This window comes from Synechococcus sp. ATX 2A4, assembly GCF_024346375.1.
Taxonomy (GTDB): Bacteria; Cyanobacteriota; Cyanobacteriia; order PCC-6307; family Cyanobiaceae; genus MW101C3.
Genome location: NZ_JAGQCV010000004.1, coordinates 157,979 through 170,537 on the forward strand (window position 1 = coordinate 157,979; position 12,559 = coordinate 170,537).

12 protein-coding genes, 1 tRNA gene and 1 other RNA gene are annotated in these 12,559 nt (G+C 68.6%); 10 read left to right on the forward strand and 4 right to left on the reverse strand.

Annotated features, from left to right (window positions below):
• The first annotated feature begins 38 nt into the window (after positions 1-38).
• A tRNA-His gene (locus KBY97_RS05320) sits at positions 39-111 on the forward strand.
• Here KBY97_RS05320 and KBY97_RS05325 read toward each other — a convergent pair.
• Together KBY97_RS05325 and KBY97_RS05330 are read right to left on the reverse strand one after the other, a co-directional pair.
• Positions 93-1,196, reverse strand: coding sequence for a DUF1611 domain-containing protein (locus KBY97_RS05325; RefSeq protein WP_255145632.1), 1,104 nt, complete (start codon positions 1,194-1,196; stop codon positions 93-95). The genes KBY97_RS05320 and KBY97_RS05325 overlap by 19 nt on opposite strands.
• Complete coding sequence (locus KBY97_RS05330) at positions 1,190-2,335, reverse strand: dipeptide epimerase (RefSeq protein WP_255145633.1); 1,146 nt, start codon at positions 2,333-2,335, stop codon at positions 1,190-1,192. Before KBY97_RS05330 ends, KBY97_RS05325 begins: the two co-directional genes overlap by 7 nt.
• A gap of 158 nt (positions 2,336-2,493) precedes the next feature.
• Here KBY97_RS05330 and miaB point away from each other — a divergent pair, with 158 nt between their 5' ends.
• From miaB to ftsZ, 5 genes are all read left to right on the forward strand, one after another.
• Complete coding sequence (gene miaB, locus KBY97_RS05335) at positions 2,494-3,930, forward strand: tRNA (N6-isopentenyl adenosine(37)-C2)-methylthiotransferase MiaB (protein ID WP_255145634.1); 1,437 nt, start codon at positions 2,494-2,496, stop codon at positions 3,928-3,930.
• A gap of 73 nt (positions 3,931-4,003) precedes the next feature.
• The gene (locus KBY97_RS05340; protein WP_255145635.1) at positions 4,004-5,101 is read left to right on the forward strand and encodes a D-alanine--D-alanine ligase family protein; all 1,098 of its coding nucleotides are present in this window, start codon (positions 4,004-4,006) and stop codon (positions 5,099-5,101) included.
• Positions 5,098-5,508: a hypothetical protein gene (locus tag KBY97_RS05345; protein ID WP_255145636.1), complete on the forward strand. Its 411-nt coding sequence runs from the start codon at positions 5,098-5,100 to the stop codon at positions 5,506-5,508. Before KBY97_RS05340 ends, KBY97_RS05345 begins: the two co-directional genes overlap by 4 nt.
• Positions 5,505-6,344, forward strand: coding sequence for an FtsQ-type POTRA domain-containing protein (locus KBY97_RS05350; protein ID WP_255145637.1), 840 nt, complete (start codon positions 5,505-5,507; stop codon positions 6,342-6,344). Before KBY97_RS05345 ends, KBY97_RS05350 begins: the two co-directional genes overlap by 4 nt.
• Positions 6,345-6,502: 158 nt before the next feature.
• Positions 6,503-7,663 carry a cell division protein FtsZ gene (gene ftsZ, locus KBY97_RS05355; RefSeq protein WP_261356311.1) on the forward strand — a complete coding sequence of 387 codons (1,161 nt, stop codon included), beginning with the start codon at positions 6,503-6,505 and terminating at the stop codon, positions 7,661-7,663.
• Between the two features lie 168 nt (positions 7,664-7,831).
• On the opposite strand, the gene ffs is transcribed toward ftsZ, so the two are convergent.
• Positions 7,832-7,928: signal recognition particle sRNA small type (gene ffs / locus KBY97_RS05360), an RNA gene on the reverse strand.
• Positions 7,929-7,974: 46 nt separating this feature from the next.
• Here ffs and panB point away from each other — a divergent pair.
• On the forward strand, positions 7,975-8,787 hold the full coding sequence (gene panB, locus KBY97_RS05365) for a 3-methyl-2-oxobutanoate hydroxymethyltransferase (RefSeq protein ID WP_255145735.1): 813 nt from the start codon (positions 7,975-7,977) through the stop codon (positions 8,785-8,787).
• Here panB and hemW read toward each other — a convergent pair.
• Positions 8,669-9,970, reverse strand: coding sequence for a radical SAM family heme chaperone HemW (gene hemW / locus KBY97_RS05370; RefSeq protein ID WP_255145639.1), 1,302 nt, complete (start codon positions 9,968-9,970; stop codon positions 8,669-8,671). The two genes, panB and hemW, sit on opposite strands and share 119 nt — an antisense overlap.
• 90 nt (positions 9,971-10,060) lie before the next feature.
• Here hemW and KBY97_RS05375 point away from each other — a divergent pair, with 90 nt between their 5' ends.
• From KBY97_RS05375 to KBY97_RS05385, 3 genes are all read left to right on the forward strand, one after another.
• Positions 10,061-11,173: a PIN/TRAM domain-containing protein gene (locus tag KBY97_RS05375; RefSeq protein ID WP_255145640.1), complete on the forward strand. Its 1,113-nt coding sequence runs from the start codon at positions 10,061-10,063 to the stop codon at positions 11,171-11,173.
• Between the two features lie 30 nt (positions 11,174-11,203).
• The gene (locus KBY97_RS05380; RefSeq protein WP_255145641.1) at positions 11,204-11,875 is read left to right on the forward strand and encodes an ATP-dependent Clp protease proteolytic subunit; all 672 of its coding nucleotides are present in this window, start codon (positions 11,204-11,206) and stop codon (positions 11,873-11,875) included.
• Between the two features lie 79 nt (positions 11,876-11,954).
• Positions 11,955-12,557: an ATP-dependent Clp protease proteolytic subunit gene (locus KBY97_RS05385; RefSeq protein ID WP_255145642.1), complete on the forward strand. Its 603-nt coding sequence runs from the start codon at positions 11,955-11,957 to the stop codon at positions 12,555-12,557.
• The last annotated feature ends 2 nt before the right edge of the window (positions 12,558-12,559 follow it).

Here is a 12,559-nt window from a genome sequence, read left to right on the forward strand (position 1 = left end):
GGCAGGCGAGGCTCCTTGATACATTGGCAAAGACCACGGCGGGCGTAGCCAAGTGGTTAAGGCAGCGGCTTGTGGCGCCGCCATTCGGGGGTTCAAGTCCCCTCGCTCGCCCTCAAAGCCGCCAGCAGCCGATCGGCTGCTGCGCGGCTCCTCACCGGATCCCCGCAGGGGAGTCCGGTTTTTTTCTGCGCGTCCACGCAGACGGCCGCCGCATCCGTCTCCCCCAGCAGGGCTGTGTTGAGCGCCACGGCCCGCACCCGCACCGGCGGCCGGCCCTCCGGGCGGCCCAGCGCCGCCAGCTGCTCTACCGCTTCGATCAGCTGAGGCAGGGGGGGGATGGGAATCGTCGGATGCCGCGAGATCGTGCGCTGGCCGGCGCGATGCACCAGCAGCAGATCGGTGGGCTGGCTGCCGCGCAGCAGCGGCAGGGTGGCGGTGGAGCCTGGATGGCAAAGCGAGCCCTGGCCTTCCACCAGTACCAGCGTGGCATCGCTGCAGGCCGCCGCGGCCGGGTCGCCGCCGCCACCGGTCCGGCAGGCTTCCAGTACCGCCGCTTCCACCGCCCCGGCGGCGTAATCCACCCGCACGGCATCGAGCGGCACCCCGCCGCCGCTGATCAGGATGCCTGCCTGGCCGGTGCCCACGAAGCGGGCATCGAGACCTTGGCGGCGAGCGGCGGCCACCAGCTCCAGGCAGGCGCTCATCTTGCCTACGGCCATGTCGGTGCCCACCGCGAGCAGGCGCTGGCCAGGCAAGGCGGCGCAGCGGGCTGCGGCCACCTCCAGTCCCGGCGGCTCCTGGCGCAGGTCCCAGATCCATTGCTGCGGTCCGCACAGGGCGGCCAGTGCGCTGTCGTCTGCCAGGCGGGTGTGCAGGCCACTGGCCACGTGCAGGCCAGCCTGCAGGGCGGCGGCCACGTCGCGGCGCAGCGCCTCGGGCAGCAGACCGCCGGAGGGGGCCAGCCCCACCACGGCCACCTCCGGGCTGTAGTGGAGAGCCTCCGCCAGGCTTGCCACCACAGGAATGGCGCGGGGGATACCGGTGACCTGCTCCAGCGGCAGACCTGCCTGCGCCGGATCGATCACCGCCACGATCGGTCCGCTGCGGTAGCGCAGCAGCGCCAGGCCCGTCTTGCCGGACAGATTGTCGAGGCCGTCGTGTTGCAGCAGCACCACCCGGGCCGAGGGGTTCAGCACGGTGGCGGCCCCGGAGGGTAAGGACCGTCGGGGGCCCCATCGGCGGCGGCTGTTTCGACGGCGGGCTGGCCGAGGCCCGGCCGGGTGCTGGGGGTCAGGAGATCGCCATCCCGTTCCGGCCCACTGAAGGGATCGTCCACCAGGTTGAGGTGGCTGTCCAGATCGGGCCAGCGCACCAGCGGCAGCAGCTGGGCAGCGGCTCCGTTGAGCAGGGAGCTGTCGGAGTAGCAGCCCAGCATCAGATCGAGGCCGAGGCGCCTTGCCGTCTGCGCCATCAGCCAGGCCTCCGACAACCCGCCCGTCTTCAACAGCTTGATGTTCACCCCATCGACATGGGGCGCCAATCGCAGCAGATCCTGCAGATCCCAGCAGCTCTCGTCGGCCACCAGTGGGATCGGGCAGTGCAGGTCGAGCGCGGCGAAGGCGGCGGCATCGGCCTCTGGATCCTTCAGGGCAGGCAACGGTTGTTCCACAAGCACCACCCCCTGCTGCGCCAACCATGGGATCAGGCTCTGCGCCGTGGGCAGGTCCCAGCCGCCGTTGGCATCCACCTGCAGCTCGGCGCCAGGGAAGCCCGCCAGTGCGGCCGCCACCGCCTGCACCAGCGCCCGGTCGTGGTCGGCACCATCGGGGCTGCCGAGCTTGAGCTTCACCCGCCGCGGCCGCGCATCGAGCTGCTCCTGCCAGCTCACCAGCCGCGCGCGCACCTGCTCCACCGTGCCCAGCCCCAGGGTGACGCTGGTGGGGGCGCAGGCCTGGCGATTGAGTCCCCAGAGGCGCCAGAGCGGCTGGCCCAGGCGCCGGCCCCACCAGTCGTGCAGGGCCAGATCAATGGCGCAGCGGGCCGGCGGCGAGAGCCCGGCCAGCAGGGGCTGGAGCGCCTGGCGCTCGCTCGGATCATGGGGGCGGCCAAGGCCATCGGGGCGCTCAAGCCGCGGCAGCAGGGCGTCCAGTTCCGCCGCCACCTCGTCGGTGCTGAAGCGTCGATGGCCAGTGTCGAAGCCGCCGGATTCGCCCTGGCCGGTGGTGCCATCGTGTTCGATCTCCACGAGCACACGCTCGACGCCGCGCGAGGTGCCGCGGCTGATCGTGAGCGGCACGGCCTTGGTGAGAGAAAAGCGGCGAAGACGAGCGCGCATGCCCGGTAAGGGGCGCATCGGTTCCGCCCGCTGGCAGTCTCCGCCATGGCCGGTGGTTTGCGCCATCCCCGGGCCCCTGCGGTGTGACCCGCAGCCGCGCCCTGCCCTGCCCTGCCCTGCCCTGCCCAAGGATCCATGCCATGGCCGAAACTGGTGCGATGAGCGCGACCACACCCACCAAAGGCAGCTACTGGATCACCACCTTCGGCTGCCAGATGAACAAGGCCGATTCCGAGCGCATGGCCGGAATCCTCGAAGCCATGGGCTATGCCGCAGGCAGCGATGAGCATTCGGCTGATCTGGTGCTTTACAACACCTGCACGATCCGCGACAACGCCGAGCAGAAGGTGTACAGCTACCTGGGCCGTCAGGCCCAGCGCAAACGCATCAATCCCCACCTCACCCTGGTGGTGGCGGGCTGCGTGGCCCAGCAGGAGGGTGCGGCGCTGTTGCGGCGGGTGCCCGAGCTGGATCTGGTGATGGGCCCCCAGCACGCCAACCGCCTCGGCACCCTGCTGGAGCAGGTGGCCAGCGGCCAGCAGGTGGTCGCCACCGACGACCATCACATCCTCGAAGACATCACCACCGCTCGCCGCGACAGCGCCGTCTGCGGCTGGGTGAACGTGATCTACGGCTGCAACGAGCGCTGCACCTATTGCGTGGTGCCGGCGGTGCGGGGCCAGGAGCAGAGCCGCACCCCGCAGGCGATCCGGCAGGAGATCGAGGGACTGGCGGCACAGGGCTTCAAGGAGATCACCCTGCTGGGCCAGAACATCGATGCCTATGGCCGCGATCTGCCCGGCATCACCCCCGAAGGGCGGCGCCAGCACACCCTCACTGACCTGCTGCACGCGGTGCACGACGTGGGGGGGATCGAGCGGATCCGATTCGCCACCAGCCACCCCCGCTACTTCACCGAACGGTTGATCGATGCCTGTGCCGCGCTGCCCAAGCTGTGTGAGCACTTCCACATCCCCTTCCAGAGCGGCGACGACGACGTGCTCAAGGCGATGGCAAGGGGTTACACGGTGGAGCGCTACCGCCGCATCCTCGAACGCATCCGTGAGCGGATGCCCGATGCGGCGATCAGCGCCGACGTGATCGTGGCCTTTCCCGGCGAAACCGATGCCCAGTTCCGCCGCACCCTGGCCTTGATCGAGGAGATCGGCTTCGACCAGGTCAACACCGCCGCGTACTCGCCCCGCCCCGGCACCCCCGCCGCCGACTGGCCCGGCCAGCTGAGCGAAACCGTAAAGGTGGACCGGCTCCAGGAGATCAATGCCCTGGTGGAAACCACGGCCCGGGCGCGCAGCATGCGGTATCTGGGCCGCACCGAGGAGGTGCTGGTGGAGGCGCGCAACCCCAGACATCCCGATCAGTGGATGGGCCGCACCCGCACCAACCGGCTCACCTTCTTCCCTGCTGCCACCTTCCCTGCCGCCGCTGTCTCCGGTCCTGCGGCAGCGGCGGCACAACAGGGAGCAGAACCGGGTGATGGGGCCATCCAGCCGGGCTCGCTGGTACCGGTCAGGATCGAGTCGGTGCGGGCGTTTTCGCTCTCCGGCCTGCCGCGCGTGCCGGCGCTGAGCCGCTAAGCCGGCGGGCCGCGCCTTCCTGACACTGATACGTTTGGCCTCTCGCTTCCGGCCCTGCGGCCAGTCCGACGCCATGCCCTCAGCCCCGTGCACGATCGGATTGGTGTTCGGAGGGGTCTCCGGGGAGCACGCCGTCTCGATTCGCTCGGCGATCACGGTGGCCGGAGCCCTGCGCCACGGCGATAACGCTGGCCGCTACCGCCTCTCCTGCTTCTACATCGATCTGCTGGGCCACTGGTGGCCGCCGGCGGTGGCCGATGCGGTGCTGGCCCAGGGGGTGCCGCCGGCGGCCGAACAGTTGCCTGCCACCCCGGTGCGCGCCGGCTTTCAGGGCCTGCCCGCCGGCTCCGCCGATGTGGAGGTGTGGTTTCCGGTGCTGCATGGCCCCAATGGCGAGGACGGCACCATCCAGGGGTTGTTCAGCCTGATGCAGGTGCCGTTCGTGGGGTCCGGCGTGCTCGGCTCCGCCGTTGGCATGGACAAGCTGGCGATGAAAGCCGCCTTCGCCGCCGCCGGTCTGCCCCAGGTGCCCTATCAGGGCGTGGATGCCGCGGAGCTGGAGGGCCCGGGCGTCCCCTTGAAGTTGCTTGAACGGCTGGAGCACCAGCTCGGCTATCCCTGCTTCATCAAGCCCGCCAACCTCGGATCTTCCGTGGGCATCAGCAAGGCGATCGATCGCCCCAGCCTGCTGGCCGGGCTGCGGGAGGCGGCCCGCCATGACCACCGCCTGGTGGTGGAACAGGGAGTGAAGGCGCGGGAGCTGGAGTGCGCCGTGCTCGGCAAGCGCCAGTTGCGTGCCTCGGTGGTGGGCGAGATCCGCTTCGATGCCGACTGGTACGACTACACCACCAAGTACAGCGAAGGGCTCAGCCACACCCTGATCCCGGCCCCGGTGGCGGAACCGGTGAGCCAGCGGGCGCGGGCCATGGCCATCGAGGCCTGCCGCGCGGTGGCGGCCGAGGGGCTCGCCCGGGTGGATTTCTTCTACGACGAGTCCAGCGGTGACCTCTGGCTCAACGAGATCAACACCCTGCCGGGCTTCACTTCGCAGAGCATGTACCCGATGCTCTGGGAGGCCACCGAACTGCCGCTGGAGGGCCTGGTGCACGAGCTGGTTCAGTTGGCGAGAGAATCACGCGGTGATGTGCAGGTAGGAGTTCAGGCGGCATGACGCACGGATTGCTCTGGCTCCCGTTACTGCTGGTGTTTGTGCTGCTCACGGCCCTCGGCTGGCTGGAGCGGCGGCGGCAGCGTCTTTTCCGCGACTGGGCCGTGGGGGCCGAGTTGGCCAAGCTTGATGGCTGTGGGGCAGCGCTGCTGCGCGACGGCCAGCTGATCTGGAGCACCTTTGAGGCGGGACAACTGAAACCCCAGGGTGACTTCCAGATCAGCAAGCTGGAACTGCTCGAACTGATGGCGCTCGGTTCCGGCGATGCGCCTCTCACCGAAGAAAGTCAGGGCAGCTGTCGGCTCAGGCTGGTGGGCAACGGCGAGCAGAAGGATGTGCCCTTCGCTGATGCCGAACGGGCGCGCCGCTGGATGCACGACCTGATGGCCCGCTCCCGTTGCGAGCTGTGAGCCAGGCGCCTCTGCCTCCTGGGGTGGAGCGGCGCCGCCAGTTGCGCCTTCAGCGCCGCAACGAACGCCTGCGCAATCTCTGGCGTCTGCTGCTGCTCTCCGCCGGTGCGGCCGGCCTGGGCTACGTGCTGTTGCGCCAGGGGTGGTCGTTGCAGGGGCCGGATCAGGTGCTGGTGATCGGCAGCAAGCATGTGAGCCGTGGGGAGGTGATCCGCGCTGCCCAGCTGCGCTTTCCGCTCACCTTGCTGAGCCTGCAGCCACGGGAGCTCAAAGAGCGGCTGGCGGCGGCTCTGCCGGTGGAGCAGGTGGGCGTGCAGCGCCTGATGCTGCCGCCCCGCCTGCGCATCGATCTGGTCGATCGCCAGGCGGTGGCCATGGCCGAGCGCCGCACCCCGACCGGCCTCAACCGGGGCTGTGTGGATCGGCTCGGCAACTGGATGAACTGCGGCCCCCAGCTGACCGGCCAATCCGGCGGTCTGTCGCCGAGCCGGCTGCTGGTGCGCGGCTGGCAGCCGGCTTACCGCGCACCCCTCGCCCAGGTGCTGGCCCAGCGCGAGCGGCTGGGCGAGAACCTCAGCCAGATCCGCTTCGAGCCCACCGGCACCATCGTGCTGCTCACCCGCAATCTTGGCGAGGTGCGCCTGGGGCCTCCCGACGGCCAGCTCACCCGCCGCCTCGAAGTGCTGGAGCATCTGGAGGCGGAGCTTCCCGCCCGGGTGAAGGGCAAGCCGGTGAACACAATTGATCTGAGCGATCCCGACCGGCCGGAACTGGGCCTCACCGTGCGTCCGCCCACGGTTGCCGCCCCCCGGCGGCCGATCCCCGCCACCAACTGACGCCCTCGGGGGCGCCGGCCCGCTTGCTCAGGCTTTTCTCAGCGCCTGATGGTCGCATTGCGAGAATGGAAGATTCGAGCGAATGTGTGGGATCGGACAATCCCTTTCCCGCACCTGAAGGACATAATGCTGTCCGAGATGAGGGTTCAGCGCGCTTGATGGAGACTGCACCGGAAGGCCTCCCCCTTGTCGACCACGTTGGCTCCAACGGACACGCCGTGACTTCTTCTCACCCCAGCAGCAACGGCATCGTTCCCAGCCAGACGGCATGCATCGAAGTGATCGGGGTCGGCGGTGGCGGCAGCAATGCCGTGAACCGGATGATCGCCTCCGATCTGCAGGGGGTGGGCTTCCGCGTACTCAACACCGACGCTCAGGCCCTGTTGCTTTCCCAGGCCCAGAACCGCCTGCAGCTCGGTCAGAAACTCACCCGCGGCCTCGGTGCCGGCGGCAACCCCGCCATCGGCCAGAAGGCGGCTGAAGAATCCCGTAATGAGCTCCAGGAGGCGATGCAGGGCGCCGATCTGGTGTTCATCGCCGCCGGCATGGGGGGCGGCACCGGTACCGGTGCGGCACCGATCCTTGCCGAGGTGGCCAAGGAGTGCGGCGCCCTCACCGTGGGGATTGTCACCAAGCCGTTCAGTTTCGAGGGCCGCAAGCGGCTGCGCCAGGCCGAAGAGGGGATCGCCCGCCTGGCGGAGCATGTCGACACCCTGATCGTCATCCCCAACGACCGCCTGCGCGATGCGATCGCTGGCGCTCCCCTCCAGGAAGCCTTCCGCCACGCCGATGACGTCCTGCGCCAGGGCGTCAAGGGCATCAGCGACATCATCACCAAGCCGGGCCTGGTCAACGTCGACTTCGCCGATGTGCGCTCGGTGATGACCCTGGCGGGCACCGCCCTGCTGGGCATCGGCGTGGGCTCCGGGCGCTCCCGCGCGATCGAGGCCGCTCAGGCGGCGATGAGCAGCCCACTGCTGGAGTCGGCACGCATCGACGGTGCCAAGGGCTGCGTCATCAACGTGAGCGGCGGCAAGGACATGACCCTCGAGGACATGACCACCGCAGCGGAGGTCATCTACGACATGGTCGACCCTGACGCCAACATCATTATCGGCGCCGTTGTCGACGACCGTCTTGAGGGCGAAATCCATGTGACGGTGATCGCCACCGGCTTCGAGAGCGGCGCTCCCTACCGCTCCGAGCGGGCCACCCCCTCCTTCGCCACGCCACCGGCGGCGGAATCCCCCGCCGACCACCGTGGCGCCAAGATCCCTCCCTTCCTGCTCAACCGCCAGTCGCACCTCCGCGAGGAGTAACGCTGAGCCAACAGGGCCGGCGTCCTTGTGGATGCCGAGCCTGCGCTCGCTTACGGCGATATTTTCAGCATTGCTGAACCCGGTTTACGCACGACTGACGGCGTTTCAGCCTGGCCAGCAGTGCGTGAAGCGGCAAAACGGCTGCGCCAAAAGGCCTGCATTGAAAAGGGTGACCCGGAGACCACGCCTGCCTGGAGCATCCCGTGTGGCTGCTCCCTTCCAGGCCTGACCAGATTTGGGCGTCCGGGCCGCGTGGGTCCGAGTCGAGGCGATGCTAGCAAGGAGCTGCCTGCGCCTTCGCTCGCGTGCCCCTGCGCCCTGCAGATCTGATCCACCGCAAGCAGGCCGGTCTGCCGATCCGGATGCTCACCGCCTGGGATGCCCTCTCAGCTGCGCTGGTGCAGGCCGCGGGCGTCGAAGCGGTGTTGGTGGGCGATTCCCTGGCGATGGTGGTGCTGGGCCATGCCACCACCTTGCCGGTCACACTGGAGGAAATGATCCACCACACCAAGGCGGTGGGCCGGGGCCTGGGGGGAACTGCGTCAGAGCGGCCCATGGTGATCTGCGATCTGCCCTTTCTCAGTTATCAATGCGGCGGCGATCTGGCCATGGCCGCCGCCGGCCGGGTGCTCAAGGAAACCGAGGCCGCGGCGGTGAAGCTCGAAGGCGGCGAGGCGGAAACCCTGCAGGTGGTCGACCGGCTGGTGCGCACCGGCGTGCCGGTGATGGGCCACCTCGGTCTCACCCCCCAGTCGGTGCATCAGCTGGGCTACCGGCGCCAAGCGAACGATCCGATCAGCCAGGAGCGGCTGCGGCGCCAGGCCAGGGATCTGGAGGCGGCCGGCTGCTTCGCCTTGGTGCTTGAGCATGTGCCCGGGCCCCTCGCCTCCAGCCTGCGGCGCCAGCTCACGATCCCAGTGATCGGCATCGGCGCCGGGGACGATTGCGACGGCCAGGTGCGGGTCACCGCCGACCTGCTCGGGCTCACCAGCCGGCAACCGCCGTTCAGTCCACCGCTGATCGATGGGCGCCAGCTGGCGGTGCAGGCGCTGCGCCAATGGACGGAGCACGCGGGGCCCGCTGCTCCCACCATCCGACCATCACCCGCAGCACCGCATTGCTGAGAGCGAGGCCGGCGGGATCGCTGAGCCGCCAGCGCCCGCCCTCGATGCTCAGCAGCCCTCGGCAGCCGGCGTCTGAGAGCTGGGCCAGGAGATCCTCCAGGTCGGTGTTGCGCAGGCCGTGGCGGCGGGCTAGCTCGGCCATGGCCACCCCTTCGCGCCGCCGCAGCCCCACGATCAGCAGCTCATCAAGCGCCATGCCGCTGCCGGCGGGCTCTGCTGCCGGCTGTTTTGTCGCTGTGGCGGTGTGCTGTTCCATCGGCTCCGTCAACCAGCCGGCATAGGCCGCGCGGGTGCGGGGCCGGGCCAGCCGGAGACCGTAAGGAGCCGAGGTGGCGCCCATGCCGAAGCCCCACCAACCCGCGCCGCTCCAGTACACGCGGTTGTGGCGGGAGGCGTGACCAGGCCTGGCGTAGTTGGAGATCTCGTAGTGGCCGTAGCCGGCCGCGCGCAGGCGTTCCCAGGTGAGATCCATCAGGTCGGCGCCCAGATCTGGCTCCGGCAGCTCCAGTAGGCCCTGCTGCTGCCGCCGGGCGAACACGGTGCCGGGTTCCACGATCAGGTCGTAGATCGAGAGGTGGGGCGGGCTCAGGGCGAGGGCTTGCTCCAGTTGCCCCCGCCAGTGGGTCAGGTTCTGCTGCGGCAGTCCTTGAATCAGGTCCAGGCTCCAGCTGCGCAGGCCATCGTGCTGACGCGCCTGCTGCAGCCAGCTGGCCGCCTCCAGCAGATCCCGGCGCCGGTGGCGGCGCCCGAGCCGCTCCAGCACCCCGTCATCGAAGCTCTGGCCCCCCAGGCTGACGCGGTTCACCCCCACCGCCAGCACGCCATCGAGGCGGGGGCGATCGAAGCTGGCCGGATCCATCTCCAGGGTGATCTCGGCTCCGGCGGCGATGCCGTAGCGCTGCTTCAGCGCCCCCAGCACGGCGCGGATCTGGTCAGGGGTGAGCAGCGAAGGCGTGCCACCGCCCAGATACACCGTGGAGAGCGGCGGGCCGGCTGGGCTGGCGGCGATTTCGCCCAACAGCAGCTTCAGGTAGGCCTGGATTGAACCGGAGCTGGCGCCATCGGCCCGATCGCCGAGCGGCACCACGGCGAAGTCGCAGTAGAAGCAGCGCCGGTGGCAAAAGGGGATGTGCACATAGGCGCTGCGCGGCCCCCGGGATTCACCAATGGTGGGGATGTCCATCGCCAAATGGTCGGTTACGACGCCCGGTCAAAGCGACCGGAATCGGGCATGCTGCAGGTCCTGAGCCGAGGGGACCCCACAACCGAACCCATGGTGGATCCGCTCATCCTGCTCCTGTTTCTCATCTCTGGCGCCGCCACCGGCTGGCTGGGGGTGGATCTGCTGCCGGAAAACCTGCTGATCCAGGTCACCAATGTGGAGGGGCTGCGCTGGGTGCTGGGCGGTTTCGGTGCCTTCTTCGGTCTGTTGGCGGGCTTCTTCTTCCAGCTGCTGCGCCGCCGGTTGATGCGGCAGGTGCGCACCATGCCCACCGACCTGCTGGTGAGCCGGGCGGTGGGCTTGATCCTGGGGCTGTTGGTGGCCAACCTGCTGCTGGCGCCGATCCTGCTGCTGCCCCTTCCCTGGGAGGTGGTGTTCGTCAAGCCGCTGGCGGCGATCCTGAGCAACGTGTTCTTCGGCGTGCTGGGCTACAACCTGGCCGAGGTGCACGGCCGCACCCTGCTGCGCCTGTTCAACCCCTCCAGCGCCGAAGCGTTGCTGGTGGCCGAAGGAGTGCTGCAGCCGGCCTCCGCCAAGATCCTCGACACCAGCGTGATCATCGACGGCCGCATCAAGGGGCTGCTGGAGTCGGGGTTGCTGGAGGGCCAGGTGATTGTGGCCCAGGCGGTGATTGATGAGCTCCAGCAACTGGCCGATTCCGGTAACGCGGAAAAGCGGGGCAAGGGCCGGCGCGGGCTGAATCTGCTGGCGGCGCTGCGTGAAACCTATGGCCGCCGCCTGGTCGTGAACAGCACCCGCTACGAAGGCAGCGGCGCTGACGACAAACTGCTCAAGCTCACCGCCGACACCGGCGGCACCCTCCTCACCGCTGACTACAACCTGGCCAAGGTGGCCCAGGTGCAGGCTCTCAAGGTGATGAACCTCAGCGCCCTGGTGGTGTCCCTGCGGCCGGAAGTGCAGCCGGGCGATGCCCTGCAGCTCAAGATCGTGCGCGAGGGCAAGGAGGCCGACCAGGGCGTGGGCTACCTGGAAGACGGCACCATGGTGGTGGTGGAAGCTGCCCGCAAGCGCATCGGCCAGCGTCTGCCGGTCACCGTCACCGGCGCCCTGCAGACACCCACCGGCCGCATGGTGTTCGCCCGCTGCGACCATGAGGATCCCCGACCTGCCGCCGAGGTCCGTCAGCCCACAGGCCCCCGCTAGGCTCCCAAGAGGTTTTCCGGGCGTTCCCTGATGTCGGTGTCGGCTCCCTACTACGGCGATTCTGCCGTGATGCGCACACCGCCGCCCGACCTGCCGTCGTTGCTGCTCAAGGAGCGCATCGTCTACCTGGGCCTGCCGCTCTTCTCCGATGACGACGCCAAGCGCCAGATGGGCGTGGATGTGACCGAGTTGATCATCGCCCAGATGCTTTATCTGGAGTTTGATAACCCCGAGAAGCCGATTTTCTTTTACATCAATTCCACCGGCACCAGCTGGTATTCCGGCGATGCGATCGGCTTCGAAACCGAAGCCTTCGCCATCTGTGACACGATCCGCTATGTGAAGCCGCCGGTGCACACGATCTGCATCGGCCAGGCGATGGGCACTGCCGCGATGATCCTTTCGGCCGGGGCCAAAGGGCACAGGGCGGCCCTGCCCCATGCGTCGATCGTGCTGCACCAGCCCCGCTCCGGTGCCCGCGGCCAGGCCAGCGACATCCAGATCCGGGCCCAGGAAGTGCTCACCAACAAGCGCACAATGTTGGAGATGCTTTCCGAAACCACGGGTCGCAGCGCGGAGCAACTCAGCAAAGACTCCGATCGCATGACCTACCTCACCCCCAGTGAGGCCCTGGAATACGGCCTGATCGACCGCATCCTCACCAGCCAGAAGGTGCCGGCGCCGCTGGCTGGCGCCGTCTGATGCCGCGGGCTGGCCTGCGCCCGCCCTTGCCTCCCTTTCTGCTCCGCATCGTTTCCCGCACCCCCACCACCCAATCGCCATGCCCATCGGCACCCCCAGCGTTCCTTACCGTCTCCCCGGCAGCCAGTACGAGCGCTGGGTGGACATCTACACGCGGCTCGGCGTGGAGCGGATTCTCTTTCTGGGTTCGGAGGTGAACGACAGCATTGCCAACAGCCTGGTGGCTCAGATGCTTTATCTCGATTCCGACGACAACAGCAAACCGATCTACCTCTACATCAACTCGCCGGGTGGTTCTGTTACGGCGGGTCTGGCCATCTTCGACACCATCCAATATGTGAAGTCGGAGGTGATCACCATCTGCGTGGGCCTGGCGGCCAGCATGGGCGCCTTCCTGCTGGCGGCCGGCACCAAGGGCAAGCGGCTCGCCCTGCCCCATGCGCGGATCATGATCCACCAACCCCTGGGCGGCACCAGCCAGCGCCAGGCCAGCGACATCGAGATCGAGGCCCGCGAGATCCTGCGCATCAAGGACATGCTCAACCAGAGCCTGGCGGACATGTCCGGCCAGAGCCTCGAGAAGATCGCCAAGGACACCGACCGCGACTACTTCCTCAGCGCCGCCGAGGCCAAGGCCTACGGGCTGATCGATCGGGTGATCGACCACCCCAGCGAGGTCTGAGC